The sequence below is a fragment of the Mesorhizobium sp. M0830 genome, from assembly GCF_040319965.1.
GTDB lineage: Bacteria > Pseudomonadota > Alphaproteobacteria > Rhizobiales > Rhizobiaceae > Mesorhizobium.
In genome coordinates this window covers 1-25,486 of sequence record NZ_JAMYOR010000029.1, presented here as the reverse complement: position 1 = coordinate 25,486, position 25,486 = coordinate 1, and the positions used below count along the sequence as shown (strand labels likewise).

The following is a 25,486-nucleotide window of genomic DNA, read 5'->3' as shown; positions in this document are numbered from 1 at the left end:
ATACAGGCAGACATTCCAGGGCGGCCCGGACCTGCATCAGCCTTCGCGCAGAAAGGCGCCGATAGGCGCCGGGCGGACAGGCGCTTGCCCGCGGAACCGGCCGACAACGCCAGGCGTACAGCCGGCCTGTGCCGCGATAAGTTCGACGGCAGCCAACTGACAATAGCGCCCCTGGCATCGCCCCATGCCGACGCGCGACAGCGATTTCACCCTGTTCGCTTCGCTGCCGCCGAAATCTGTGCTTTCGCGCAGGGCCGCGGCGGTCACATTCTCGCAGCGGCAGACGACCGCGTCGTCGGGGAGTGCCCGCACCATCGCTGCCGGCCAGGGAAAGGCGCGAGCCAGGCCGCGGGCGAAGCGCTCGAGCCGCGAGAGCTTGCGCAGATCGCCCGCCGTGGAGGGCGCGGGAAATCCAAGATCAGCAAGGCATGCCGCCGCAGCCAGACGCCCCGCGACCTCGGCGCCGTCCGCTCCCAAAAGACGAACCCCATCGCCTGCTAGGTAGACGCCCCTGCCGGCACGCCCCATCCGGTCGGTCTTTGGCAGCCATTGCCGCCACCGCTCATCATAGGTGAAGGCGCATCCCGCCAGGTCGGCCAGATGCGTCTCCGCCCGCAAGTGCCAGCCCATGCCTATGGTGTCGCATGGGGTGAGGTGCTGCCTTCCGCGGGCGTCGCGCCAGCGCATCGCTGTGATACCCTTCCCGTCGGCATCGATCCGTTCGAGCGTCACGCCCGCATGGTAGCGGCCGCCGAGCCTCGCCCGCAGGGCCACGCCGCGCAGCGCGACCAACGGCCGGGCGGCAAATCCCCAGAACCCCCGCACCTGATGGCGCCAGGAGGAGGTATCCAGCACCGCAACCACATTCGCTCCAGCCTTGACAAGCTGGGCGCCGACCAGCGTCAGCAAAGGCCCCGATCCGATCAGGACGATACGCCGCCCGAGCGCCACGCCCTGCGCCTTGAGTGCTATCTGCGCCGCGCCAAGACTGTAGACGCCGGCGCTCTGCCAGCCCGGGACCGGAGCGACACGGTCGGATGCGCCAGTGGCAAGGATCAGGCGGTCATAGCTGACTAGCTGCATGCCGCCCTCCCCCAGCACGTGCAGCCGACCTCCCTGGACTGCGATGACCGAGCTTCCCGCGCAATGGGTGAGCCGCCCCTCCTCGGCCAGTCGGTCGAAGAGCGCATGCAATGCGCGCGCCTTCGCCGCCTCCGACCCGTACAGCTGCTCCGGCGTGCGTACGAACCCGTCAGGTGGGCGACGATAGATCTGGCCGCCGGCGCGCTGCCCTTCATCGATCACCACCGGATGGAGGCCCGCATCGACAAGAGCCGCCGCCGCCCTTATGCCGGCCGGGCCAGCGCCCACGACCACGATTCGGGACGACGGGGCCTCACTCACGGCCAACTCTGCGGCGGCGTGGTGCGCAACCGCATGCCTTCGGCGATCAGGGTTGTGCACGCCCGCAGGCGCGGCCCCTCCTCCTGCCATATCCAGCAATCCTGGCAGGCTCCCATCAGGCAGAAGCCGGCGCGCGGCTCGGGTCCGAACTCGGACATTCGCAAGGCGTGTCCTGACGCCAGCATCGCGGTCAACACAGTATCTCCCACGAGAGCACTATCGATCTGCCCATCGAGAAAGAAATGCACCGCCGCCCGGTCGCGCTCGGCCAGCCGGACGATGCGGCCGGCCGTGATCATTCCGCGGCCTCTCGCACAGGGTGAGGACGCGGCAGTTCGGGAAAGCGTTCGCAAACGGCATCGAAAGCCGCCTGGACACCCTCCGGCCCGGAGCGTCCCTTCATACGGCGGAAGATTTCCGTCTTGGCGAAGAAGCGCCAGTGGATCGGCAAGACCCCTAGTATCGCGGTGAACCGGTCATACGCCGCCGGCGTCCACTGGGCTTCGTAGCCGTCGCGCTCCGGACCGAAATGGAAATGTCCGGCGGCCGGCTCGTGATGCGCACGCAATTGCCTCGTCGCCTGCTCGTCAACTCCTCCGCCCCGGAGGACGACGCCGTAGTCGCGTTTGGCCGCGCCCGGCGAAAGATAGCCGCGCCGCACATCCTGCGCGACCCGCCAGGCCTCGCGTTGATGCGGATCGCCGCGCCCGCCGCCTCCGGCGGAGCGGATCTCGAGCACGTCGCCGGGCTGCAGAACCGCGGTGTCGATGTTGCCCAGCCGCCGCTCGTGCTCGGTCCCTGGATTGACGACCATGTCCGACAGGCCGGCGGCCTTGCCGCCCAGCACGCCCCAGGGACGGAAGAAGCTGCGGTCGCGGTTACGCGCCGTGATCCTGGAGTCGGGAGCAAAGACGCGGAAGGCCATCTCGGTCGCCAGCCCGCCGCGCCAGCGGCCCGCCCCGCCGCTGTCCTTGGCGAGCCCGTATTTCACGAATTCGACCGGGGTCTCGGTCTCCGTGATCTCGATCGGCGTGTTCTTGAGATAGGCGGCATCGGCGCCCGATCCGTTGGTCCCGTCGCGATGCGGCATCGCCCCGCCGCCGCCCACCACCGGATTCACCGCTGTGATGATGGTCCGGTAGGTGCGCTCGTCCGTGGTCATGACGTTGACGATGCAGTTGTTGCCGGCCGGCGCCGCGGGCAGGCGCTCCGGCAGTGCCTGCGAGAAGGCGCCGAAGATGACCGACCGCAGCCGGGCGCAGGTCAGCGAGCGCATGCCGACAGCCGCGGGGTGTATCGGATTCAGCACCGACCCCGTGGGTGCGATGCAGGTGAACGGCCGCGTCAGACCCGTGTTGAGCAGGATCTTCGGATTGAGCGTGTAGAGCACGTAGTAGACACCCACCAAAAGCATGGTGTGTCGCGGGTCGCCGCCCGAAGGCACGTTGAGCGAGGAGCCGAGCTGCGGATCGGAGCCGGTGAAGTCGAGCACCGCCTCATCGCCCTTGATCGTCAGCGTCAGCTTCAGCCGGCACGGATTGGCCTCGACGGAATCCTCGTCGGCATAGTCGCAGAATTCCCATGTGCCGTCGGGCATGGAGCGCAGCACGTCGCGCGCCTGCGCCTCCGCATGATCGAGAAGACCCGCAACGCCTTCAACGAAGCCGGCCTTGCCGAACTTCCTCACCATTGCCTGGACCTTGCGCTCGCCGGTGTTGAGCGCGCCGACCAGCGCCTTGATGTCGCCGATGTTGAGATCTGGCTTGCGCACATTGGTGCTCATGATCCGCAGGATCGTCTCATCGAAGACCCCTTCCCGCACCAGCTTCATCGGCGGAAAGCGGATACCCTCCTGATGAATTTCGGTCAGCGCGCGGCTGAGCGAGGCCGGCACCGCGCCGCCCATGTCGGTATTGTGGATGTGCCCTCCCGTCCAGGCGACGATCTCGCCATCGACGAAGACGGGCTTCCACAAATGGGTGTCGGGCGCGTGCGTGGCGACGTGGCCTGAATAGGGATCGTTGGTGAAGGCAACGTCACCCGGCCGGTAGTCGCCGACCATCGCGATAGCGCGGTGATAGGAAAGCCCCGGATACCAGGTAGCGCCAAGCTCCATCGGCACGGCGAAGGTCGCTCCCGAACGATCCATCAGCATGACCGTAAAATCCTGCGTCTCCTTGACGAAGGCGGAGTGCGCTGTGCGGTGCAGCGTATGAGCCATGTTTTCAGCCGCCGCGCGGGCATGGTTCGCGAGAACCTGAAGGTTTGTCCGATCAAACATGGCCTCACTCCGCGAAGGTCAACAGAAGGTTGAGATAGCGGTCGACCCGTGCATGCGCTCCTGCGGGAATGGCGAAAGTGGTGTCTTCCTGAACGACCACGGCAGGTCCGTCGAATGTGCTGCCCGACACGAGAGCCTGGCGGTCGTGGAGATCGACGGTTTCGACGCTCGCACCGGTGTAGACCGGGAGACGGCGCGCCGGGGTGGCCGCAACGTCCACCTCTTCGGTCTCCGGAAGCGAGAGTTTCGGCCCGGCGCCTATGGCAGACAGCCTGATATCCACAAGCTCGATCTCGCCGTCCGGATCGTGGAAATCGTAAAGCCGCTGGTGGGTAAGATGGAAGGCCTGCTCGATAGCGGCTACGTCGCCGTCTGTCAGCCATTGCGGCGAAAGGACGACTTCGATCTCATAGCTTTGGCCGAAGTAGCGCATGTCGCAGGAGAGAGTCAGTTCCGCTGCCGAGTCGTGCCCCTGCGCCGCAAGCCAGCCGCGCCCCTCATGCGCGAGCGCCTCGAACGCCTCGCGAATTGCCGGCAGCATAGCGCCCGACAATGGGGTGAAGACCGTGCGGATGAAGTCGCCGCGCAGATCCGCCACCAGACCGCCCAACGCCGACACCACACCAGGACGGCGCGGCGCCATGACGCGCTTCATGCCGAGCTCGCGGGCAAGAAAGGCGCCGAGCATCGGGCCGCCGCCGCCGAAAGGCATCAGCGTGAAATCGCGCAAATCGACGCCGGCGCGCGAAGCAAGCTTCTCGACCTCGACGAACATCTCCGACACCGCGATGTCGAGTATCGCCTGCGCGGTCTGCTCAATGGGCCGGCCGAGCCCGGCGGCAAGCTCGCCGACCGCACGATGCGCCAGGCCGGTATCGATTCTGAGCTGGCCATAGGCCATCTCGCTGTGACCAAGCCATCCGCACACCACCATCGCGTCCGTCACCGTCGGCCGCTCGCCGCCACGCCCGTAGCACGCGGGTCCTGGCGTCGAACCGGCCGATTCCGGTCCGACCCGCAGCACCCCCTGCGCATCGACACTGGCGATGGAGCCGCCGCCGATACCGATCGAGCTCACCGACACGGAGGGGATATGGAGCGGAAATTCGCCGATCAGCTCGCCTGTCCCGAATTGCGGCTCGCCGTCGATGATGAGAGCGAAGTCGGCCGAGGTTCCGCCAATGTCGAGGGTAAGGATCTTGTCCTCTCCGGCCTGACGCGCCAGCCACGAGGCGCCGATGACGCCGGAGGCAGTTCCCGACAGCAGCATGTTCACGCAGGCGCGCTTGCCTTCGGCAGCATTCATCAGTCCACCGTTCGACTTCGTCAGCATGGGGCGTGCCGGCACGCCGTGGTCCTTCAGCCGCTCTTCCAGCGCCGTCAAATAGCCCGAGACGCGCGGATGGACATAGCCGTTGAGGATGGCGGTCGAGCTACGCTCATATTCACGGATGACCGGCCAGACCTCGGCCGAAGAGAAGACGAATAGCTCGGGCGCAAGACGCGCGATCGCCGCCTTCACCGAGGCTTCCTGAGCGGCGTTGCGCCAGGCATGGAGGAAAGACACGATGATACCTTGCGCCCCGTTCGCCTTCGCCACTGCCACCGCTGTTTTTACCGCCGCCATGTCCGGCGCCTGGGATTCGCTCCCATCGGCACGCATGCGGGCCGGAATGCCGAAGACCATGTCGCGCGAGATCAGCGGCTCCGGCCGCGAGCAGAAGAGCGAATACATGTCCGGCATTCGCAGCCGCGCCAGCTCGATCACGTCCTCGAAGCCGGCATTGGTGAACAGCGCGAGCGCTGCGCCCTTGCGCTGGATGATCGTGTTGATGCCGACGGTCGTACCGTGCACGAAGCGCGTCATGCGGGTAGGATCGAAGCCTTCACGTTCGCCAAGAAGCGTGAGGCCCGTGATCAGTTCGGCACCCGGATCTTCCGGCGTCGTCAGCACTTTCAGCGAGGCGACCCGTCCGGAACGGGCTTCCAGCGCGCAGAAATCGATGAATGTCCCGCCGATGTCGACGCCGATCTTCCAGTCGGCTTCGTTTTGCACCTCATCCGCCGTGCAAGCGATGGCACCGTCCATGCCGCGTCCCTTCCCGTCTGCCTGCTGAAAACTGGCATGGCCGGGTGGGAGAGGTCCAAGACGGATGACGACGAACGATATAAGTCTTGCTTATGCCCTTGCCTTGTTAGTGCCCAGCACGAGGGAGCAGGCCGCACGGATTTGATCGCGCATCATCTCATCGGCCCGCGAAAGAGCCCGCGTGCGCGACGTCAGCAGCGCGATCGGAAACTCCGGGCCTGCCGCGAGCGGCCGGACGGCAATCCCGGCAAACTGATGCCAGGGCAGCAACGCGTCGACGAGCGCGATGCCCAGACCGGCCTGGACGAAGCCGACTGCCGAAATGGAGACATCGATCTCAAGCGACGGCGAAAGCGCCACACCTTGTGCGCGCGCGGCATGGGCCAACTCGTCGGCGGGGCGGGTGTTTCCGCGATAGGATATCAAGTCCTCGACCGCGAGATCGGCGAGCGTCAGCTCGGTCTTCCCGGCCAACCCATGCCCGGTCGGCAGCAGGCAGGCGAAGCCGACGCTGCCGATCACTTCCGCCTCGATGTCCGGAGGCAGCCGGTCGTCCATGGCCACGCCGAGGCTGACGTCGCCGGCACGCAGCATGTCGACGATCGCGGCGATCGGAGCCATATGAGACCGTAGCAGTATCTCTTGATGCTGCGCCCGAAAGCCGGTGAAAGCGCGCGGCAATATCGCCATGGCGGGCGGCGGCGAGGCCGCGACCCGCACCAGCCCCGTCCGGCCAAGACGCAGGTCGGTAGTCTTGCGGCGCAAACCCTCCAGCCCCGCCGACAGCCTCTCGGCATCGGCGAATATCTCGAGCGCCTCCGGGGTCGGCCGCAGCCGGCCCTTGACGCGCTCGAACAACGTGAAGCCGAGTTCATCCTCAGTGTGGATGACGATCTGGCTCAAGGCGGGCTGGGAGATGTTCAGCATCCGGGCCGCGGCAGTCACGGTGCCCGCGCGCATGACGGCGATGAAGACTTCAAGCTGCCGGGCCCGCATTGCCACTCCATAGGTAGAGCTTATGGCTTCTGTCCAAACGCATCTTTGACGCAACACCGCGGCGCGAACAAGATGGGCACATCCAAGGATCAGCCGCTCTGCACTGGGAAACGACTATGGATGTGATCGTGCTGGGCGGCGGGCTTATGGGAACGGCTTCGGCCTATTTCCTTGCTAGGCGTGGCGCGCGCGTAACGCTGGTCGAGCGCAACCGGATCGGCACCGGAGCGACAGTCGCCTCCTTCGGCAACATCCGGCGCACGGGGCGCCATCTGTCCCAGCTTCCACTCGCCCACCGCTCGCTCAGGCTGTGGGGCAAGGCCGAAAGAATGCTTGGCCGTGACGTGGAATTTCGCGCCACCGGTCACATCCGGTTGATCTTCGATGAAGGAAGCCTTGCCGACATGCGGGCCTATGCGCAAGCCACGCGACCGTGGGGGCTCGATCTGGAGGAACTCCGCCCACGCGAGATTAGCGCGCGCTTTCCCGGACTCGGTCCCGAGGCGATCGCGGCGTCGTTCTCGCCGCAAGATGGCAGCGCCAATCCGCGGCTGATCGCGCGGGCCTTCGCCGAAGCTGCACGCAAGCTCGGCGCCGAAATCGTCGAGGAAGCCGAGGTGGACAAGATCACGTACACGGGCTGCGGTTTCCTTGTCGCCAGTTCGAAAGGTGCATTCGCCGCCGACTGCCTGCTCAACACCGCCGGAGCCTGGGGCGCGCGCATTGCCGCACAGTTCGGCGAAGAGGTACCGATCGACGCCCGCGGTCCGCAGATGGGTGTTACCGAGCCGCTGCCCAATCGGATTCTGCCGGTGGTGGGCATCTGGACGCGCAACAAGGAGCATGGCGCCTATCTGCGCCAGGTCGAGCGGGGCAACATCGTCTTCGGCGGCGCGGCCGAAAGAGTGTCGGCAAGCCTCGATCCAGGCCATGCGGTCGCCGATCCCATGGGCCTTGCGTTGCAATTGCGCGCCGTCGCGCGGCTGCTGCCGGCAATCGCCCGGGTCGCAGTCATCCGCACATGGTCCGGCTGCGAGGGCTATATCAGGGACATGCTGCCGGTCATGGGGCGCTCGGCGACGACGCCGGGCCTGTTCCACGCCTTCGGCTTCAGCGGACACGGCTTCCAGCTCGGCCCGGGCGTGGGCGACGCCATGGCCGAACTCATCATGACTGACCGTTGTGAAACGCCGCTCGGCGATTTCAGAATCGATCGATTCAACCAAGGCATCTGAAGCTGCGGCGAAAAGCTTCAGTCCGCGTCACACCCGAGAAGGCACGGAACGTCAGGCTCAATCATGGCGCCGGATGAACTGTGCTTTGGGCAAATGCTGCCGCCGGCAACGTCTGCGGTTGCCTTGCCTTCTCCAGCCTTCGCTTCGCACCTCAGACTAAGATTAGGTTGTCAGCCGGTTTCAGTTGCCTTGCTCGGTTCAACCTTAAGCCCGTGCGCCGGTCGGCTTGGCATCTCAGCCATCCTCTTCGCGCTTTATCGACTGAGAATTTTCAATAGCAGAGTAAAACACGCAATCTGGTTTCTCTATAGAATTTGTAGAATGACTACTCTGTCGTCGTTGTCGTGACTGCGACTGACTTTTTCCAAGAGCCGACAGGACCGAACCATTATGCCCAAGAATATCGGCCAGTTCCTCCCTACGCCGGCAGGCCATCGGCCAGTTTGAGTACTCCCCAACCAACGCTCAATTCGCCTGGAGATTACCATGACAAATCCCGATCTCACCAATGCAGCCGCACTGGAAGTGGACGTCACGCCACTCACAGCACGTGTCGGTGCAGAGATCCGCAACGTACATCTATCCGGTGACCTGCCACATGCGGTCGTGGTGGCAATCAATCAGCTTCTCCTGCGCCATAAGGTCGTGTTCTTCCGCGACCAGGGGCACCTTGACGATGCCGAGCAGGAGCGTTTTGCCCGACAGCTCGGCGACCTCGTTCCGCATCCGACGCAAGGGCCTGTGGTCGGCACAGCGTCGATCCTCGAGCTTGACTCCAGCCGCGGTGGCGGGCGCGCCGACCAGTGGCATACCGACGTCACCTTCGTTGACGCCTATCCCAAGTTCTCGGTCTTGCGCGGCGTGGTTATTCCGTCGGCTGGTGGCGACACGATCTGGTCAAACACGGCCACAGCTTATGAGAGTTTGCCGCCAACGCTGAAGCGTTTCGCGGACGATCTTTGGGCCGTTCACAGCAATGCCTATGACTACGCCGCGGTGAGACCCCGGGCGACCGAAGCCGAAACAAAACACTTCGATGAGGTGTTTACTTCCACGATTTACGAGACCGAGCATCCCGTTGTCCGGGTGCATCCGGAGACCGGGGAGCGCACCCTCCTTCTGGGCAATTTCGTGCAGCGGTTCGTTGGCTTGTCCAGAAGCGACTTCCACAGGGTCTACGAGTTGTTCCAATCCTACGTTACCGCCCCTGAAAACACCGTCCGCTGGCGTTGGCGAGCGGGGGACGTGGCGATCTGGGACAACCGCGCGACGCAGCACTACGCCGTCAATGACTACGGCGATCAGCGCCGGGTCGTGCGCCGCGCCACTGTCGACGGTGACGTGCCCATTGCAGTCGACGGACGGCGCAGCGTCAGCCGTACGAAATCAGCCAAGCCGGCGAGGATCAAGGCCGCCTGAGCAGAGCGAACCTCCTTCAACTCCATGCGACAAAGGAAACAAAGGGAACTGACGATGCCCAGAAAGATCAAGCTTGGCGCCTTCCTGCCTGGTGGCGGACAGCATATTGCCGCCTGGCGCCATCCCGACGCGCCGGCCGACGGCGCCACGAGCTTCGAATTCCATAAGCAGCTTGCATTGACCGCCGAGCGCGGCCTGTTCGACGCTTATTTCCTCGCCGACAATCTGACGGTCGGGCTTGGCGCGCGCGAAGGCGGCAACGCCAAGATCGTTGGTTTCGAACCAGTGACGCTGTTTGCGGCCCTAGCGCCGCTCACCACGCATCTCGGCTTCATCGCCACCGCGTCCACCACCTATGAGGAGCCATATACGCTGGCGCGCAAATTCGCGTCGCTTGATCTGTTGTCCAACGGCCGTGCCGGCTGGAATGTGGTGACCTCGGCCGGCGACGAGACCGCCCAGAACTTCAACCGCGTTGTCCAGCCCAACCATGCCGACCGCTATGCCCGGGCGCATGAACATGTCGAGACCGTCAAGGCGCTGTGGAACAGCTGGGAGGACGACGCCTTCATCCGCGACAAGCAGTCGGGCCGCTTCTACGACAAGGACAAGCTGCACGACGTCAATCACAAGGGGGCGCATTTCAGTGTCAAGGGTCCGCTCAACGTGCCGCGCCCGGTGCAGGGGCATCCGGTGGTGGTGCAGGCCGGGCAGTCCGAGGATGGGCGCGGGCTGGCCGCGCATTCGGCCGAGGTGATCTTCACCGCTCATCAAAAGCTCGAGACGGCACAAGAGTTCTACCGCGACATCAAGGCGCGCGTGGCGGGCGTCGGTCGCGATCCCGACCAGGTGCTGATCATGCCTGGCGTGGCACCCTTCGTCGGCCGTACCGAGGGAGAAGCCCGCGCCAAATATGAGCAGTTGAATGGTCTCATCCTGCCCGAGGACGGCGTCGCCCTGCTCAACGCGCTGGCCGGCCAGGCGCTCGACATCACCGGCTATCCGCTCGACGGACCGCTGCCACCGAGCAGGGAAACGGAAGGCATGAAGAGCCGTCAGGCGCTGATCCGCCAGATTGCCGACGAGCACAACTTCACGATCCGCCAGCTCTACCAGTGGGTGGCGACGGCACGAGGCCACTACACAGTCATCGGCAGCGCCACCCAGGTGGCCGATCAACTGGAAGAATGGTTCACCAATGAGGCGGCCGACGGCTTCAACATCCTGCCGCCGTGGCTGCCGGGCGCGCTCGACGATTTTGTCGATTTGGTGATTCCGGAGCTGCAGCGCCGCGGCCTGTTCCGCACCGCCTATGAAGGGCGGACGCTGCGCGAGAACCTTGGCCTCCGACGTCCCGAAAACCCGTGGGCATCAGCACGCTCGACCGTGCTGGCCGCCGAATAACCCTCTGAAGCGAAGGGCAAGACGATGACTTTGCAGAACGTCGAACAGCCGACCGTCATCGGCACGCACAGAGACCGGACCAACATCGGTATCGATTTGCTGCGCCTCGGCAATTTGACCGCAGGCCGCTTCCTGTCACGTTACGGCGTCCTCGTGGGGTTTCTGGTGCTGTGGCAGGTGGCGAGCAGCGTTGGATGGGTGAATGCCGCTGTGCTGCCGCCCATCGACATGATCGCTGCTGCTCTGTGGAAAGGGCTCGCCGGCGGCGCCTTGCTCGGCGACATCGCCATCAGCCTGCAGCGTGCCGGCATTGCCTTCGCAGCAGCCGTCGCGGTCGCCATTCCGCTCGGCCTGTTCATGGGCCAGGTGCGCGCGGTCGAGACCGCGCTCGACCCGATACTGCAGCTGTTCCGGCAGACCTCGGCACTGGCTCTCTACCCTGTGTTCATCCTGCTGCTCGGGCTCGGCGAAACCTCCAAAATATTTGTGATCTTCTGGGCGACACTGTTTCCGCTGCTGCTCAACACCACCAGCGGCGTCAAGGAAGTCGATCCGAAGCTGCTCGAGATGGCGCGTGTCTACGGCGCGACGCGGCTCACCGTGTTCCGCCGGGTCGTATTGCCCGGCGCCGTGCCGTCGATCTTCGTTGGACTGAGGCTCAGCGCCACCACGGCACTGCTGCTGTTGATCGCCTCCGAGATGATCGGTGCCAACAAGGGGATCGGCTTCCAGGTGATGAACGCGCAGTACAATTTCCAGATCCCGCTGATGTTCGCGGCGATCGTCATCCTCGCCAGCCTCGGCCTGATCGCCAACCAGGTTCTGGTTATGCTGCAGCGGCGGCTGTGCCGCTGGAGCAATACCGTCAACTGAGCAGCCCCTCCTCTCATCCCAGGAAAGACCTGATCATGAAAATCACGCGCCGTTCCCTGCTTGCAAGCGCTCCCGTTGCCGCCGGCATCATCGCCGCCGGCCTGCCCCGCTTCGCTTTCGCGCAAGCCGCAGCCGTCAAATTCCGCTACCTCGCCAGCCGCGGCAGCATCTCCCCGCATGAGTTGGCCGACGAGCTCGGCTACTACAAGGACCTCGGTGTCGAGCTGGAGAATGTCGGCTATGCCACCGGCGGCCCGGAATCGTTGTTTGCACTTTCCTCCGGCAGCGTCGATCTCGGTTCGGCAGCCACGGCCGCTGTGATCAACTCCATCTCCGGCGGCAACGACTTCGTCGCCGCTTACCCGAGCAATGGCATCAACAAGGACGTGAAAAGCGTCTTTTACGTGCTCGCGGACAGCCCGATCAAATCGATCGCCGATATTGCCGGCAAGACCATCTCGGTCAACACACTCGGCGCCCATCTCGACTATACGGTACGCGAAGCACTGCACAGCGTCGGTCTGCCGCCCGATGCCGCCAACCTCGTCGTCGTGCCTGGTCCACAGCTCGAGCAGACCTTACGCTCGCATCAGGTCGATATTGCTGGGCTCGGCTACTGGCAGGCAACTTTCGCCGGCGCGCTGGTTGCCAATGGCGGCGTGCGCGGCGTGTTCAACGATACGGACGTGCTGGGCGAACTCGCAGGCGGCTTCGTCGTGCTGCGGCGCGACTTCATCGCCGCCAACCCGGCAGCTGCCCGTCACTTCGTCGAACAGTCTGCCCGCGCCGCCGATTGGTCGAGGCAGAACCCGGACGAAGCGCGCAAGGTGCTCGCCAGCATCCTCGACAAGCGCGGCGAAAATGGCGACCTGGCGCGTTACTGGACCGGCTTTGGTCTGCGCGAAGGGGCACAAGCGACCGACCGCGACATCGACTTCTGGGTCAGCGTACTGGAGCGGGACGGCCGCCTGGCCAAGGGCAAACTGAAGGCCGCGGACATTCTGTATCGGCGCGGCGAAACCAAGACGAACTGACAGCTGAGATGGACTGGGGACTGAAATGACTGGCACCAAAGGCGGTGGAGAGGTCTCGATCCGCGACTTGTCGAAATCATTCACACTCGGCGGACGTCAGCTTGCCGTTCTGCGCACGCTCAACCTCGATGTCCGTTCCGGCGAATGCCTGGTCATCGTCGGCGCCAGCGGGTCGGGCAAGACCACGCTGCTGCGCATCCTTGCCGGGCTGGAGGCCGCCGACAGTGGCCGTGTCGCGATCGACGGCAAGCCGGTCGACGGTGTCGGCGCCGAGCGGGCGGTGATCTTCCAGGAACCGCGCCTGCTTCCCTGGTTGACCGTACTCGGCAATGTGGCCTTCGGTCTCGAGGTGCGGGGCGTCGCGAAGGCGGACGCCGAGGAGAAGGCCCGCTTCTACATCGCGCTCGTCGGTCTCGCCGAATTCGCCGACGCCTTTCCCCGGCAGCTTTCCGGCGGCATGGCCCAGCGCGTCGGCATTGCCCGGGCGTTGACGGTGCAGCCCGAGATCCTGCTGCTCGACGAGCCGCTAGGCGCTCTCGATGCCATGACCAAGATCGGCATGCAAGAAGAACTGGCTCGCATCTGGAGCGAGGAGAACGTCACCATGGTCATGGTCACCCATGATCTGGAAGAGGCGATCTATCTTGCCGACCGGGTGTTGATCCTGCCCAAGGAGAAAGGCGGTGCGGCGCGGTTGATCGACGTCGACCTGCCACGTCCGCGCGACCGCAGCGAAACCAGGTTCGTGCGCTATCGCGAGGAATTGTTGCGCGAGTTCGGCCTGCATTGACCAAGCCCCCTTACAGGGTACAAGATTCGCACAGTGCCCTCGGCAGTGACTGATCTTTGACAGACGTCCCACAGTGCCAATTGTGCAGGCGCGTTTTCGCGGTGATCGACGGCCGCACCACGGTGCCGGAGCATGGCGATCGCGACATGCCGGTCTGGGGGCGCCAATTCCTTCCTGGCGATACCAGGAAATACGGCCAAAACGGTGGAGAAATCGTCACCACGGAACGTATCCATGGGTTGGCTGGTTATGTCCAGACGCTGCAGCACTAGCGCGCTGATGCGGGACGCCGGCGCGCAACACCGGCACAAAGGAGGCAGACATGATCGTTGAAGACCAGCAAGCCGCTGTCGCTTTTCTGCTCGATCCTGCTTCATATGACACGGCCGGGTCGGTCGAGGCGATCGAAACTCATATCTCGCTTATTTTTCTGGTCGGCCAACGCGCCTACAAGATGAAACGCGCGGTCAAGTTGCCATATGTCGATTTCTCGACACCGACGCTCACGCTGGCCGCTTGTGAGAAAGAGGTGGAACTCAACTCGAAGACCGCACCCGGCCTCTATCTGGGTGTGCGTCGCATCACACGCGAGGCCGACGGCGAACTTGCGTTCGATGGCGCCGGCCGAATGGTCGATGCGGCAATCGAGATGGTCCGCCTCGATCAGTCGAAGCTTCTCGATCAGATGGCAACTGGCGGAGAATTGTCGCCGGCGCTGATGACCGCGGTTGCCCGCATGATCGTCGGCTACCACCGTACCGCCCCGACGATCCACGATGGCAGCGGCTCATCCAACCTTTCGGGCGTGCTGGACATCAATGAGGCCGGCTTTGAGACCAGCCATGTTTTCACAAAAGTGGAGATCGAGACTTTTGCCGAGGCCTTTCGCACCGCCCTCGCCCGCCATGCCGGTTTGCTCGACCGCCGGGAAGCAGCCGGCAAGATCCGCAGGTGCCACGGTGACCTGCACCTGCGCAACATCTGTCTTTTCGATGGCGAACCCCGCCTCTTCGATTGCATCGAATTCAACGACCAGATCGCCAGCATAGATATACTCTACGATCTCGCCTTCCTGTTGATGGACCTCTGGCACCGTGGCTTTCCGGACTTCGCCAATCTGGTGATGAACCGCTATCTCGACGAGGCTGACGACGAGGATGGCTTCATCCTCCTGCCCTTTTTCATGGCCGTTCGAGCCGCGGTGCGCGCACATGTCACCGCAACGCAGGTCGAGGAAGGCAGCGCCGATTCCGACAGACTGATTGCCGAGGCCAGATCTTATTTCGAACTCGCTCGAACTCTGCTCGTACGCGGGCCTCCAAGGCTGATCGCAATCGGTGGCCTCAGCGGTTCGGGCAAGACGACCATTGCAGAGGCGCTCGCCGCCCATATCGGTGCGCCGCCCGGTGCCCGCATTGTCGAAAGCGACCGCGTCCGCAAGGCCATGCACGGAGTGCCGGCCGAAACCAGGCTGCCGGATAGAGCCTATCGACCAGAAGTCTCCGACCGCGTCTACCGCGAAATGGCATGGCGGGCCGGCCTGATCCTTGCGGAGGGTGGATCGGTTGTCGCTGATGCCGTGTTTGACAGGCCCGCCGATCGTGAACTTATCGAGAAGGCGGCACGTGACAGGGGCGTGGCTGTCGCCGGATTCTGGTTGGAAGCGGATCCGCTTGTTCTCTGGCAACGGGTCAGCGAGCGCAAAGGGGGTCCCTCCGACGCCACCATAGATATCCTCTCGCGACAGTTACGGAGAAATGGCACTCAATCCACCTGGCGCAAAGTCGGCGCTGATCGGAAGCCTGCCGATATCGTCGCGGAGTTGAGGAGGTTCTCCGATGGCGATGCCTCCGAAACCCTGCGCACAGCCTCCTGACGGGAAGGTGTTGGACAAGAGGTCGCGCGAGGCGTCCGAACTGCCCGCGGATGCCCATGTTCATCGATATATGCATGACGCCGCGGGTCATGGCTTTGACGAATCGCTTGTCGTTGAAATGCAGTTCCCGACCGTCCCAGCCCTCGGGATTGAACCTGGGGCAGCAGCCGCTGGTGTTGACGCCGGCGTCGTACTGAGCATTCGTCTGCATTGCCTGTCCTCAATTGAACCGCCATCCGACGGGCAATGATCCCGGCCATCATTGATCTCCGTCAACATCGATGCGCATGCCTTGTCGCTGCGGTTGGCCAGGCCGTCGCTGAAGGGGCAGAGCCTGTTGCCGCTTCCCGGAGGAGTGCTCCCCGGTGAGCAGATCGGCGATCGGGCCGGTGTTTCACGGATTGCCAGCCCCGCGATCCATCCTCCAAATCGTCATCAGTATTGCTCAAGTACAGCTGCCAATCCCTGCCATTGACGACGATCATTACGAATTGATCCTGATCAAAGCGGAAATGCCCCAGGGGTTTCTAATCGAAATCATGTCGACGTAGGAGGTGACATCATGGAAATCTCTTTTCGCGATCTTATGACGGTGTTCCACGGTATGGGTTTTGGGGCGCTTTTTATGCTGGCGTTTTCGGCAGCGCTTGCCGAGCTCTATCGAATGTCCGCGCCTGGAGCCGCGTCGGTCCCAACCGCCAGAGAACACAATCTGCTTTTGCTTTACCTCTCGGTGATGGTCGTCCTTGCCTGGGGTGCGGTACTGTCGGGCGCTTACATTGTATACCCATGGTACCGGGCGGTCGTGCCCGAAGGGGTTACCGATCTGGCCGATTACCCGAAGTTCCTACTGACCTCCAGCCCGAAGACGTCCGCGTGGCATAGCTTGGGCATGGAGTGGAAGGAACACGTGGCTTGGCTTGCCCCAATTGCCATGACCATGGTCGCCTATGTCTTTGCTAAATACGGGCCGGCTTTGGCAAAGCAGAAGCAAATCCGCACTGCCGTCATCGGCTTTGCCGTCGTTGCTTTCGTTGCAACAGGAGTCGCGGGAGCCTTTGGAGCGTTTCTCAACAAGTACGCTCCAGTACGTGGTGGCGCAATGATCGAGATCATCGCTGGTGAACAGGAGGGCCAATAGTCATGGCCAATATCACGCCTATCAGGACTAAAGAGGTTCCCAATGGTCCAGGTGCGGCCGCCATCCTGGCCGCCGGAATTGGATCTGCCGCGATGGGGATATTCGCCTTGGCCGGCGATGCGTTTACATCCCTCAATCACTTCTTCACGTTCTACAAGCCAACCGGTGGCCTGTCCGGCGTCTCGACCAGCGCGGTCGTCGTGTGGTTGGTTGCCTGGTTTATCCTTTCGCGCAGGTGGGGCGAAAAGAACGTGGAAATGGTAAAAGTCGTCTCTGTTTCCTTCGCCTTGTTGGCGGTGGGTGTATTGCTGACGTTTCCGCCTGTCATGGACTTGATCCAGGGCAAGTAGAAAGAAACGTACCTGAATTGGCGTATTTAGTCCGTCGAAAGCGGGCCAAGTTCGCGCGAAATTCAAGCGCTGCACAGAAAACAGATGGCCGCTGCGCCAGCGCGCAACATTCTTGCTGAGAACGATGGATCTCGGTCGCAGGCGCCGGGGCGCTCTCAACCAGTCGTGTTCACGCTGGTCTTATCGAGCCAGTTCACTGCTTTGCATGGCCTCTCGTCGATGAACAACCATCCGACAGCTATGAGTCCGGCCGTCATTGATCCCTGTTACTTCGATGCGCATCAAAGCGGCTGCCGCCCTTGTTCCTCGACGGTTTTCAACCGGACGACTGAAACGGAGCAAAGTGCCTGTGCCACGACTTTGGTCGAGACGCTGCCGAGGTGACGGCGGATTGCCGACGACGCTCGGGCGCCAACGACGATGTGTCCGACGTCATTGTGCTCCGCGTAGTTGAGGATCGCATCGGCGGGATTGACCGCCTCAAGCACGTGATAGCTGATGCGGTCTTCCGGTAGATGCAGTGGACGAGCCCAATCCTTTATCGCGACGAGCCGCTTCAAGTAAATTGAGCGCCCGGTCTCATCCGCCGCCGGCGTCTCGCCGATGATTTCGGTCTTCAGGACCGTCACGCAGGCCAACCAGGAATCCTCTCGCGAGGCAAGCACGCGGGCGGTTTCGTTGAGGACCTCGCCTGCCAGCGCATCGCTGCCATTGGCCAGATCGACTGCGGCAAGGACTATTGAAGGGCCGGCGTGTGTCCTCGACGAGGTCGACCTGCCGACAAGCGATCTGTCATCGGTCTTGCGAAACAGCTTGGCGATGGCAGCCCATAACCCCTCGTCTTGGGGCTTGCGCCCGGCAATCACCACCTGATCGGGGTTCTTCAGATCGGACAAGACATGCGCCGCCTCGACATATCGTCGAGATCTATCCACTTCCATGCATCGCAGGATGACGGCTTCCAACCAACGCGGGATGGCGTCGTTGAAATCTCGCGGCGGCTTGGGCGCATGATAGAGCCTGCGCTTCATTCCCACGAAAGTCGTCGGTCGCCCGAACGGCTCCTCGCCCGTAGCCAGCTGATAAAGTATACAACCCAGCGCGAACAAGTCGCTAGCGGGATCGGATCGTTCGCCAAGCACCTGTTCCGGTGCAATATAGGCGGCGGTGCCCATCGGCACCGAGCTTTCCGCGCCGAGAAGATCGGGGAGTTCGGCATGCCGGGCGAGCCCGAAGTCGAGGAGCACCGCGCCGCGCTTGGCGAGAATGATATTTTCGGGCTTGAGATCGAGATGGACGACCTTCTGCCGGTGCAGGGTAGTGAGTGCGGTCGCGATCTCGGCGCCGATCCTTGCCACCTCATCCACAGCCAGTGGCGCATTGCCGACGATATCCGCCAAGCGGGTTCCGGCTACGAACTCCATGGCAATATAGGGGATCTGAACCAGGCTGCCGGACGCCGCAAATCGCGGCACATGCGGTCCCGACAGGCGTTTCAGGATCAGATCCTCCGCCTCGAAGCCGAGGATGACGGAAACGTCCCCACCCGGGTCGAGAAAGGGGATCTTCAGCACAAGCGGGAAATCGTACCGCGGATTGGTCGCCCGCCACAGCGATGCCATGCCGCCGGAGGGCAGCCTTTCGACCAGCTCGAACCCATCTACGACCGCTCCCGCCTCAAACCGTTGCATCAATAGGTCTCCTTGAAGGCTATCGGCCGATCCGCAGACGCATGCCAAGCCATCCAGGCAGGCCGGCGGCGCGGATCTTGCGGGCTGTTTCTTCATGATCATAGGGAACACGAACCATCGTGACCTCGTGGCGCTGCGTGTCGACAAGAACAAAGCACGCCGCCGGGTTGCCATCGCGGGGTTGCCCGACAGAGCCGGCAACCACAAGGTGCCGCCTCAGTTCGGACAAAGGCGCCGCCACATTGTCCAGCGGTTGGAAATGCATCGGTCGGCGTCCGGGCAGAGCATAGTAGATGGCCGGAATGTGAGTATGCCCACAGAAAACGAAACGGGCATCGGTTGAAGACAGGCAGCGTTCTGCCGCGATCGTGTCACGTATGTAAGACCATTTTCCCGGCCGCTCGGCGCTGGCGTGTACGTACAACCGGTCTTCGGATTGTGCCGAAAGCGGCAGGCGCGCCAGGAAATCGACATGCGCCGGCGCGAGGCGTTCGCGGGTCCACTGGACGGCGACCCGCGCATTCTCGGTCATGTCGCCCCGGTTTAGCACGACCGCTTCGTCGTGATTGCCCAGGATGCCGAGCGCACCTTGCGCCGTCAGATCGGCAGCCCTCTCGACCACGTAGATGGGGTCGGGACCGTAGCCGACCAGATCGCCGAGCAATACCAACTCGTCTGGACCGCGTACGTGAACAGCATCCAGGGCCGCGTCGAATGCCTCGCGATTGGCATGGATGTCAGACAGGATCGCAATGCGCATTCAATGTCATCCCAAGCACCGGCAACGTAGTACGGCGAATACAGCGCGTGATTTGATCCTGCTCAAGGGCCACGCGCGCGATCACCGGCAGGGTCTCCGACATGATCGAATGTGATCGTCGACTGTGCGGACATCCGTTGACGACCAGACGGCACGTCCGCCGCTGACGCTCGGCCAAGCCTTAGGCTCATGCGTTATCCGGCAGTCTCAAACGATAACGCGGATGGCCCGTGCTTCAGTTTTCAAATGGCGCTTCAAGTTAGCTGGCGCCCGCCGCTGCGGGAGTACTGGCGTGCCTGTTGATCGGCAATTTCGAGCTTTTGCAACTCCAAGGCTAACAGGCTTTCAATGACGCGCCGCTGTGCGGGATCGGCCTCACTTGCGAGCAAATCCTGGAAATGGGCGATGTTGGCGCGCGCTATCAACCGGTCCACGCAATATTTTACCCGCTATTTCCTTTGCTGTACGAATTATTTCAATGGAGGTCCCTGCCATCATTGGCGCCATACGATCTCTGTCGGAACGCGGTGCTAGTACCATTCACCGCGCTATTCCGGCGCTGCTTAGGTAGTTTCCCGTAGGGATATAACCGAATTTCACGACATCTCGATTCGCGCGATTGCTGTGTCACCGATCAAACCGGGAGAAACAGCCATGCACGCCTATGCGACCTCCAGAATTTTGGTGCCGTCACGGCTCGCCATGCCAAGTCTGGCGGAGACCGTTGAAGCTACAGCGCTGCAGCCACTCAGCTTCTATCCCGCCGGCGCGGAAATCTACGCCCAGGGCGAGTCGGCCGGGGCCCTCTACCAGGTGGAGTTCGGCGCTGTCCGTATCTATCGCCTGCTTGCCGATGGCCGCCGCCAGATCAGCGCCTTTCACCTGGCTGGAGAGACATTCGGCTTTGAAGCCGGCACGACGCATCATTTCTTCGCCGAAGCGATCAACGCCACCAGTGTTCGGGTGTTCCGGACTGCCTCGGGCGTGGACATATCCCGCCAGCTGCTGCCGTTGGCTCTCAAGGGCCTGACGAGAGCACAGGAACACCTATTGGTCCTCGGGCGCCAGAATGCCATTGAACGCATCGCTGCATTCCTGGTCGATATGGCGGAGCGGCAAGGCGGATTGCGGCAGGTCGAGCTGCCGATGTCGCGCATGGACATCGGCGACTACCTGGGCCTCACCATCGAGACCGTGTCACGCGTCTTCACCCGACTGAAGGACAAGGGTGTCATCCGCCTGCTCAACTTGCGCAGCATCGAAATCGTCAGGCAGGACGTATTGCAGATCATGAGTGAATGAGGGTGTTTGCCTCAGACAAAGACGCGGCGTGCGCCGCGCCCTACCTGTCCGCCGGAAGACTTGCGCTTCCGCTTTCTCGGTGCGGCAGCGTGTGCGGTCACGAGGGAAGGATCATTGCTCGGCTTGGAAAGCAATTCGTCCGGCCAATCGGCCATCCGCTCGACATGATTCCAATAGTTATCGAGGGTCCAGTAAAGAACCGCCATAATTTTTTGCCAGATTAGGTCCATTGGAGAGGGTAACGCCATCACGCCTCATGCGAGCATTTGACGATCGTCGGGCCTCAAATTTGAGAGAGAATCCTCGCTTGCGCTGGCATTTCGGCATTCGTCTTCTGCATTGGCTGACCGTGATCGCGCTCGCGGCGCAGATCGCCATTGCCTTCGGACCGATGAACGGGCCGGGGATGGCGATGATGAACTGGCTTCCGCTCCACATGTCGATCGGCGTGACGATCCTTGCCATCATCGTCCTCAGGCTTTGCTGGCGCATTCTCACCCGGCCCCCTGTCCGACAAACTTCACGGCCCATTCGATTTGCGACTTCGTTCTTCCAGGTGCTTCTCTACGTCACGATTCTCGCCGTCCTGATGACGGGATGGCTGGGCTACCGGCCAATGCCTTTGATGCCTCCCGCGCGGCTTTTCGGAGCCTTGCCTGTGCCGCTCGCGCCATCCGTCGGCGCGGCAAGGACTTTCGCGTTCATCCACGCAAAGCTGGTCTGGATACTGCTTGGCTTCGTCGGCGTTCACATCCTGGCTGCGTTTATTCATTTCGTGCTGTTTCGCGACGGTGTCATGCGAAGCATGTTCTTCGGGAAGTCGAACACCGCTTCGCAGCAAGGGAACGTGCGGCTTGCTGTCGACGATGAAGCCGGCTGATCAAGCCATCGCCCACAATCCTCCCGCAATGATCACCGCATAGCGTGCGGCCTTGCCTATTGCGACAAGAACAACGAACACCCCAAGATTCACACGTGCCGTGCCTGCCGCAATGGTGAAGGCATCTCCGACAACCGGCAGCCAGGCGAATAGCAGCGTCCACGCGCCAAAGCGTCGGAACGTCCGGCTTGCTTGCTCATAACGGTCGGAACTTACGGGAAACCAGGGCCTGGTTCGGAGCGTGTCGATGCCACGTCCCAGAATCCAGTTCACCATGGAGCCGAGCGTGTTGCCGATTGTGGCGACCGCAAGGAGCAGCACCGGATCGCCGCGGCCCGAGACGAGCAGGCCGGCGAGCACCACTTCCGATGAGACCGGCAGGATGGTTGCGGCGAGGAACGCGCTGATGAACAGCGCGCCATAGAGCGCCGCCACCTCGGCCTATGCCTGCACGTCGACGATGCCCATCATGCCGAGCTGCTCATGCTCGAGGATGTGGCAGTGATACATCCTCGGCCCCGGCCGATCCTGCCGCAGCACGAGCCGCACCGTTTCGCCGCGTGCCACGTTGACGGTATCCTTCCAGGCTAGGTAGGCAGGTTTCGAGACCTTGCCGTCGCGTTCGTGCTCGACCACCTGGAACTGTGTTCCGTGCACATGGAACGGGTGGTCCATGTCCGCTTTGTTGACGATCTCCCAAAGCTCGACTTGTCCTGCCTTGGCGACGATGTCGACGCGGTTCATGTCGAAGGCCGCGCCGTTGATCAGGAACCCCATCTCCATGCCGCTGGCGTTCATGGCCATGGTTTCGGTGAACACGAAGCGCCGCCTGACGGCAGGAGCGCCGAGGAACGCGATTGGCCGCAGCCTGTCGGGCAGTGGCGGCACCGGCTCGGCCGGCGTCCGCGAAACATTGACCGTGAAGAGAGTCAGCCCTGCATCGACAGGACGTCCAGCGCCCATCCAGCCGCGATCGTAATCGAGCGTGTACAGCGTGTCAGGGCCGGGCTTGTCGAACGACACGATCAGTTCAAGGCGCTCCGCAGGGCTGAGAAGAATTTCCTTGGCTGCAACCGGTGCCTCCAAGAGGCCGCCGTCCGTTCCGATAATCATCATCGAGGCTTGATCGAAGGAAAGTCGAAGGAACCGCGCGTTGGTCGCATTGTAAAACCGGAAGCGCCGCTTCGTGCCGAAGGGGACCGTCAGCACCGGATTCTTCTGTCCGTTGACCAGCACATGATCGCCGACACGCCCGTTCATCAGGTCGGTCATCGTGTTGTCCGGCATCGTGCCATCGGCGGCAAGGCGAAGGTCGGTGAACACCAGCACGGTGTCGCCATAGGCGGCCGGGATCGGATCGATTTTCGGTTTGACGACGAACGCGCCGGCAAGGCCGCGATAGACTTGCTCGGCCGTCTTGCCGTGCGGATGCGGGTGGTACCAGTACGAACCCGCGCTGCCTTCCGGCAGTTCGAAGCTGTAGGTGCGGTCGGCGCCAGTTGCGACGAGGTCCATCGGATTGCCGTCCTGGTCGGCGGGCACCGGCATGCCATGCCAATGGATGGTGCTCGTCTCTTCAGGAATTCGGTTCGCGAAGGTGATCTCGACCCGGTCACCCTCGACCGCCTCGATCAGCGGCCCGGGGCTGGTGCCGTTATAGCCGAGGATCGGCGTGTCCAGTCCTTCGGCAAAACGTACCGAGGCGCGCTGGGCCGTCAGCTTCGCCTTGAACAGGCCGGGGGTGCCGGCTTCGTTGGCAAGGCGGGGCAAGTCGCGAAGCACTTTTCCTTCCGGCAGCAGGACCGTGCTCTGGGGCGCCTCGCCCATGTCGTGCCCTGCGTGGCCACCCATATCCATGCCGGGCATGTCGTCCATCTTCATCTGGGCGATGGCGCGCTGGCTCACAAGAACCGTCGCAAGACCCAGAAAACCGCGTCGATGCATCTGTCGTCTCCTCGATCAGCCATTGAACGCTGAGGTCGATCCTAAGAGGACTGCCGATACCCGGTCAGGTCAATGCGGCGTTTAGGCCATCTGGTCGGCCCAGCATCATGGCCGTTGGAGCTCGTCGGCGATCGAGCAGCCCGCGCAACCATTGCGCCAAAGACCCGCCATGGGCACCAGGGTCAGCGGCTCACGCGAACAGCCCGCCTTAGCCGACCCTGACGACAAAATGCTTCGTCACCGGCTCGATGATCTTCCAGGTTCCCTTGAAATCGGCTTCCACCACGAAGGCGTCGCCTGGGCCTACCTCGACCGGCGTGCCGCCGTCGGGAGTGATGATGATGCGACCGGCGATCATGTGCACGAACTCATAGTCGGTGTAGGTCGCGTGATAGGTGCCGGGCGTCGCTTGCCATGTTCCCGACAACACCTTGCCGTCCTCGGTCGTGTGCTGGACGGCGGTTTGCATGGTCGGCTTGCCCTCGACGACGATCCAGCCAGCCAGGTCGCCGGCGTCCGCGTGCTCGACGGTGCCGAATTTGAGGATTGTCTCGCGTGTCATGTGCTGGGCTCCGCTTGGTGCATTGCGTGGCGTTGTTTGCCTGTCCGGTCAGATAACCGATGCACCTGCCGCGAGCAATGCCGGCGCCATACGGCGCAGGGCAACGAAACTCGGGTTAACGGGTTCCTTCGGCGCCTTTCGCCGGCACGTTGGCTGACGGAGCATCAAACGAAAAACCCGCCTGTGCGGCGGGTTACTGGCGCAAATCAGCACCATGGACGAATATGTACCATAGCTGAGGGCACGGAGTCAAGAAAAAATTCCTATCGCGAAAAACTAGCGTCACAAAAGCTGCCAACACTGACTTCCACGAGGCCTTTTGTTAATCCGAGTTCGGAGCCCTGCCATGCGGCGCACGACACGCTCGCGTCCTTCGGCTCTCGACGGGCGGGTTAGGGTTTGTGCCGTGCCGAAACCAGCTCGGCCTTGCGCCTTGCCGTCTCCAGCCCGAGCCCGATGAAGGCGCGCGCGTGCTTGGCCAGCGCCATGTTGTCCGTCCAGAGATTGCGCCAGATCGCGGTCTTCTTCGACAGGTTCTCGTCGACGATTTCCGAAGAGAAGGATTCGAAGCTGAGGTCGTCGCTGTAGCCGATAGCCGTCAGCGCATCGAAGATCGCGGCGAAGTCGATATTGCCGGTGCCGAGGAAGCCGCGATGGCTTTCGCCGATATGGACATATCCGATCTTATCCGCGGCATGGCGGATGGCCAGCCCGACATCGGCCTCCTCGATGTTCATGTGGAACGTGTCGAGATGCAGGAAGATGTTGTCCGAGCCGGTGTCCTCGATGAAGGCCAGCCCTTGCGCGGCGGTGTTGAGCAGGTTGCTTTCGAAGCGGTTGACGATCTCAAGGTTGAGCGTGACGCCGGCGGCCTTCGCTGTCTCGGCAACCTTGGCCACCGTGCCGGCACTGCGCTGCCATTGATCGTGCGTCGGCGCTAGCGTCTGCAATCCGTGGCTGGTCGAGAGAATGCCGGCGACCTTCCGGCCGCCGAGGTCGCGCGTCAGCGCGATGGTGTCGTTGAGGATTTCGACGCCGCGCGTGGCAATCGCCTTGTCGGCGCTCGAAATATCGCCATCACCAGGCAATCCGATGCTGATCGCCACGCCGAGGCCAAGATCGGCGATGCGCCTGGCAAGCCCGCTTATGTCGACATTGGCGGGGTCGAGATAGGAGAATTCGATGAGGTCGAAGCCGGCCTCTCTGGTGTTGGCCAACGTCCGTTCGAGATCGGCCTGTGCCGAACTCGCCGACCAGACGAAAGAATGGATTCCAATACGCGACATCATCGTCTCCGGCTTCTGCGCATCGGACCCAGAGGCGGAGCCGATGCCTGGACAAGACGTGGGGGGGGGGGGGGGCGCCCGCCGCGCACCCGAGCGCGCGGCGTGGGGGGCGGGGGCGCCCCCGATTGAAGCGACGATATCTGGGGCGAGTGGATGAGGCTAGCGGGAA

General features: G+C 62.9%; 26 protein-coding genes and 1 pseudogene. 13 read left to right on the top strand and 14 right to left on the bottom strand.

All coding sequences use genetic code 11. The features are described from left to right. Positions 1-36: 36 nt before the first annotated feature. From NKI20_RS18205 to NKI20_RS18185, 5 genes are all read right to left on the bottom strand, one after another. Complete coding sequence (locus NKI20_RS18205; RefSeq protein ID WP_352832675.1) at positions 37-1,404, bottom strand: FAD/NAD(P)-dependent oxidoreductase; 1,368 nt, start codon at positions 1,402-1,404, stop codon at positions 37-39. Further along, complete coding sequence (locus NKI20_RS18200; RefSeq protein ID WP_352832672.1) at positions 1,401-1,703, bottom strand: (2Fe-2S)-binding protein; 303 nt, start codon at positions 1,701-1,703, stop codon at positions 1,401-1,403. Before NKI20_RS18200 ends, NKI20_RS18205 begins: the two co-directional genes overlap by 4 nt. Next, positions 1,700-3,685: a hydantoinase B/oxoprolinase family protein gene (locus tag NKI20_RS18195; RefSeq protein ID WP_352832669.1), complete on the bottom strand. Its 1,986-nt coding sequence runs from the start codon at positions 3,683-3,685 to the stop codon at positions 1,700-1,702. Before NKI20_RS18195 ends, NKI20_RS18200 begins: the two co-directional genes overlap by 4 nt. 4 nt (positions 3,686-3,689) lie before the next feature. Continuing rightward, the gene (locus NKI20_RS18190) at positions 3,690-5,774 is read right to left on the bottom strand and encodes a hydantoinase/oxoprolinase family protein (RefSeq protein ID WP_352832666.1); all 2,085 of its coding nucleotides are present in this window, start codon (positions 5,772-5,774) and stop codon (positions 3,690-3,692) included. A 90-nt stretch (positions 5,775-5,864) separates the two neighbouring features. Further along, the gene (locus tag NKI20_RS18185) at positions 5,865-6,770 is read right to left on the bottom strand and encodes a LysR family transcriptional regulator (RefSeq protein WP_352832663.1); all 906 of its coding nucleotides are present in this window, start codon (positions 6,768-6,770) and stop codon (positions 5,865-5,867) included. A gap of 116 nt (positions 6,771-6,886) precedes the next feature. Here NKI20_RS18185 and NKI20_RS18180 point away from each other — a divergent pair, with 116 nt between their 5' ends. From NKI20_RS18180 to NKI20_RS18145, 8 genes are all read left to right on the top strand, one after another. Beyond that, positions 6,887-8,005: an NAD(P)/FAD-dependent oxidoreductase gene (locus NKI20_RS18180; RefSeq protein ID WP_352832660.1), complete on the top strand. Its 1,119-nt coding sequence runs from the start codon at positions 6,887-6,889 to the stop codon at positions 8,003-8,005. A 486-nt stretch (positions 8,006-8,491) separates the two neighbouring features. Beyond that, positions 8,492-9,424: a TauD/TfdA dioxygenase family protein gene (locus tag NKI20_RS18175; protein ID WP_023757306.1), complete on the top strand. Its 933-nt coding sequence runs from the start codon at positions 8,492-8,494 to the stop codon at positions 9,422-9,424. A gap of 54 nt (positions 9,425-9,478) precedes the next feature. After that, positions 9,479-10,828: an LLM class flavin-dependent oxidoreductase gene (locus NKI20_RS18170; protein ID WP_352832656.1), complete on the top strand. Its 1,350-nt coding sequence runs from the start codon at positions 9,479-9,481 to the stop codon at positions 10,826-10,828. Positions 10,829-10,852: 24 nt separating this feature from the next. Continuing rightward, positions 10,853-11,701 carry an ABC transporter permease gene (locus tag NKI20_RS18165; protein WP_352832654.1) on the top strand — a complete coding sequence of 283 codons (849 nt, stop codon included), beginning with the start codon at positions 10,853-10,855 and terminating at the stop codon, positions 11,699-11,701. A gap of 35 nt (positions 11,702-11,736) precedes the next feature. Beyond that, a complete protein-coding gene (locus NKI20_RS18160) occupies positions 11,737-12,735 on the top strand; it encodes an ABC transporter substrate-binding protein (RefSeq protein WP_023757309.1) in 999 nt (332 codons plus the stop codon). 25 nt (positions 12,736-12,760) lie between these two features. After that, positions 12,761-13,525, top strand: coding sequence for an ABC transporter ATP-binding protein (locus tag NKI20_RS18155; RefSeq protein WP_023757310.1), 765 nt, complete (start codon positions 12,761-12,763; stop codon positions 13,523-13,525). An 80-nt stretch (positions 13,526-13,605) separates the two neighbouring features. Continuing rightward, complete coding sequence (locus NKI20_RS18150; protein ID WP_023757311.1) at positions 13,606-13,797, top strand: hypothetical protein; 192 nt, start codon at positions 13,606-13,608, stop codon at positions 13,795-13,797. A 50-nt stretch (positions 13,798-13,847) separates the two neighbouring features. Further along, the gene (locus tag NKI20_RS18145; RefSeq protein ID WP_352832649.1) at positions 13,848-15,401 is read left to right on the top strand and encodes a bifunctional aminoglycoside phosphotransferase/ATP-binding protein; all 1,554 of its coding nucleotides are present in this window, start codon (positions 13,848-13,850) and stop codon (positions 15,399-15,401) included. 61 nt (positions 15,402-15,462) lie between these two features. Here NKI20_RS18145 and NKI20_RS18140 read toward each other — a convergent pair. Next, positions 15,463-15,612 (bottom strand): annotated as a pseudogene (locus tag NKI20_RS18140) (hydrolase); the annotation flags it as partial. Positions 15,613-15,766: 154 nt separating this feature from the next. Here NKI20_RS18140 and NKI20_RS18135 point away from each other — a divergent pair. The 3 genes from NKI20_RS18135 to NKI20_RS18125 are packed head-to-tail and all read left to right on the top strand — an operon-like array spanning position 15,767 to position 16,892. Beyond that, positions 15,767-15,952, top strand: coding sequence for a hypothetical protein (locus tag NKI20_RS18135; RefSeq protein ID WP_352607067.1), 186 nt, complete (start codon positions 15,767-15,769; stop codon positions 15,950-15,952). 11 nt (positions 15,953-15,963) lie between these two features. Further along, positions 15,964-16,542: a hypothetical protein gene (locus NKI20_RS18130; protein WP_352832646.1), complete on the top strand. Its 579-nt coding sequence runs from the start codon at positions 15,964-15,966 to the stop codon at positions 16,540-16,542. A gap of 2 nt (positions 16,543-16,544) precedes the next feature. Beyond that, a complete protein-coding gene (locus NKI20_RS18125) occupies positions 16,545-16,892 on the top strand; it encodes a hypothetical protein (RefSeq protein WP_023757315.1) in 348 nt (115 codons plus the stop codon). Positions 16,893-17,173: 281 nt separating this feature from the next. Here NKI20_RS18125 and NKI20_RS18120 read toward each other — a convergent pair whose 3' ends face one another. From NKI20_RS18120 to NKI20_RS18110, 3 genes are all read right to left on the bottom strand, one after another. Next, positions 17,174-18,583, bottom strand: a complete 1,410-nt coding sequence (locus tag NKI20_RS18120; RefSeq protein ID WP_352832643.1) for a protein kinase domain-containing protein — start codon at positions 18,581-18,583, stop codon at positions 17,174-17,176. 19 nt (positions 18,584-18,602) lie between these two features. Next, positions 18,603-19,343 carry a metallophosphoesterase family protein gene (locus NKI20_RS18115; RefSeq protein ID WP_352832640.1) on the bottom strand — a complete coding sequence of 247 codons (741 nt, stop codon included), beginning with the start codon at positions 19,341-19,343 and terminating at the stop codon, positions 18,603-18,605. 254 nt (positions 19,344-19,597) lie between these two features. Next, positions 19,598-19,777 carry a hypothetical protein gene (locus NKI20_RS18110; RefSeq protein WP_352832637.1) on the bottom strand — a complete coding sequence of 60 codons (180 nt, stop codon included), beginning with the start codon at positions 19,775-19,777 and terminating at the stop codon, positions 19,598-19,600. A 220-nt stretch (positions 19,778-19,997) separates the two neighbouring features. Between NKI20_RS18110 and NKI20_RS18105 the strand changes: the two genes are divergently transcribed. After that, positions 19,998-20,645 carry a helix-turn-helix domain-containing protein gene (locus tag NKI20_RS18105; protein ID WP_352832634.1) on the top strand — a complete coding sequence of 216 codons (648 nt, stop codon included), beginning with the start codon at positions 19,998-20,000 and terminating at the stop codon, positions 20,643-20,645. Between the two features lie 11 nt (positions 20,646-20,656). Here NKI20_RS18105 and NKI20_RS18100 read toward each other — a convergent pair whose 3' ends face one another. Further along, positions 20,657-20,875: a hypothetical protein gene (locus NKI20_RS18100; RefSeq protein ID WP_352832631.1), complete on the bottom strand. Its 219-nt coding sequence runs from the start codon at positions 20,873-20,875 to the stop codon at positions 20,657-20,659. Between the two features lie 77 nt (positions 20,876-20,952). On the opposite strand from NKI20_RS18100, the gene NKI20_RS18095 reads away from it, so the two are divergent. Beyond that, positions 20,953-21,525: a cytochrome b gene (locus NKI20_RS18095; protein WP_352832628.1), complete on the top strand. Its 573-nt coding sequence runs from the start codon at positions 20,953-20,955 to the stop codon at positions 21,523-21,525. Here the strand turns inward: NKI20_RS18095 and NKI20_RS18090 are convergent, their stop codons facing one another. From NKI20_RS18090 to NKI20_RS18075, 4 genes are all read right to left on the bottom strand, one after another. Continuing rightward, entirely contained in the window at positions 21,526-21,960 is a 435-nt protein-coding gene (locus NKI20_RS18090; protein ID WP_352832625.1) for a YqaA family protein, read from the bottom strand. A gap of 6 nt (positions 21,961-21,966) precedes the next feature. Next, a complete protein-coding gene (locus NKI20_RS18085; RefSeq protein WP_352832622.1) occupies positions 21,967-23,469 on the bottom strand; it encodes a multicopper oxidase family protein in 1,503 nt (500 codons plus the stop codon). Between the two features lie 208 nt (positions 23,470-23,677). Beyond that, positions 23,678-24,031, bottom strand: coding sequence for a cupin domain-containing protein (locus NKI20_RS18080; protein WP_352832619.1), 354 nt, complete (start codon positions 24,029-24,031; stop codon positions 23,678-23,680). Between the two features lie 392 nt (positions 24,032-24,423). Then, on the bottom strand, positions 24,424-25,317 hold the full coding sequence (locus NKI20_RS18075) for a sugar phosphate isomerase/epimerase family protein (protein ID WP_352832616.1): 894 nt from the start codon (positions 25,315-25,317) through the stop codon (positions 24,424-24,426). Positions 25,318-25,486 lie beyond the last annotated feature (169 nt).

Coding starts and splice junctions, on each gene's coding strand:
- NKI20_RS18200 (WP_352832672.1), bottom strand. CDS start 1,703: ATGATCACGGCCGGCCGCATCGTCCGGCTGGCCGAGCGCGACCGGGCG.
- NKI20_RS18195 (WP_352832669.1), bottom strand. CDS start 3,685: ATGTTTGATCGGACAAACCTTCAGGTTCTCGCGAACCATGCCCGCGCG.
- NKI20_RS18190 (WP_352832666.1), bottom strand. CDS start 5,774: ATGGACGGTGCCATCGCTTGCACGGCGGATGAGGTGCAAAACGAAGCC.
- NKI20_RS18185 (WP_352832663.1), bottom strand. CDS start 6,770: ATGCGGGCCCGGCAGCTTGAAGTCTTCATCGCCGTCATGCGCGCGGGC.
- NKI20_RS18180 (WP_352832660.1), top strand. CDS start 6,887: ATGGATGTGATCGTGCTGGGCGGCGGGCTTATGGGAACGGCTTCGGCC.
- NKI20_RS18175 (WP_023757306.1), top strand. CDS start 8,492: ATGACAAATCCCGATCTCACCAATGCAGCCGCACTGGAAGTGGACGTC.
- NKI20_RS18170 (WP_352832656.1), top strand. CDS start 9,479: ATGCCCAGAAAGATCAAGCTTGGCGCCTTCCTGCCTGGTGGCGGACAG.
- NKI20_RS18165 (WP_352832654.1), top strand. CDS start 10,853: ATGACTTTGCAGAACGTCGAACAGCCGACCGTCATCGGCACGCACAGA.
- NKI20_RS18160 (WP_023757309.1), top strand. CDS start 11,737: ATGAAAATCACGCGCCGTTCCCTGCTTGCAAGCGCTCCCGTTGCCGCC.
- NKI20_RS18155 (WP_023757310.1), top strand. CDS start 12,761: ATGACTGGCACCAAAGGCGGTGGAGAGGTCTCGATCCGCGACTTGTCG.
- NKI20_RS18145 (WP_352832649.1), top strand. CDS start 13,848: ATGATCGTTGAAGACCAGCAAGCCGCTGTCGCTTTTCTGCTCGATCCT.
- NKI20_RS18130 (WP_352832646.1), top strand. CDS start 15,964: ATGGAAATCTCTTTTCGCGATCTTATGACGGTGTTCCACGGTATGGGT.
- NKI20_RS18125 (WP_023757315.1), top strand. CDS start 16,545: ATGGCCAATATCACGCCTATCAGGACTAAAGAGGTTCCCAATGGTCCA.
- NKI20_RS18120 (WP_352832643.1), bottom strand. CDS start 18,583: ATGCAACGGTTTGAGGCGGGAGCGGTCGTAGATGGGTTCGAGCTGGTC.
- NKI20_RS18115 (WP_352832640.1), bottom strand. CDS start 19,343: ATGCGCATTGCGATCCTGTCTGACATCCATGCCAATCGCGAGGCATTC.
- NKI20_RS18105 (WP_352832634.1), top strand. CDS start 19,998: ATGCACGCCTATGCGACCTCCAGAATTTTGGTGCCGTCACGGCTCGCC.
- NKI20_RS18100 (WP_352832631.1), bottom strand. CDS start 20,875: ATGGACCTAATCTGGCAAAAAATTATGGCGGTTCTTTACTGGACCCTC.
- NKI20_RS18085 (WP_352832622.1), bottom strand. CDS start 23,469: ATGCATCGACGCGGTTTTCTGGGTCTTGCGACGGTTCTTGTGAGCCAG.
- NKI20_RS18080 (WP_352832619.1), bottom strand. CDS start 24,031: ATGACACGCGAGACAATCCTCAAATTCGGCACCGTCGAGCACGCGGAC.
- NKI20_RS18075 (WP_352832616.1), bottom strand. CDS start 25,317: ATGTCGCGTATTGGAATCCATTCTTTCGTCTGGTCGGCGAGTTCGGCA.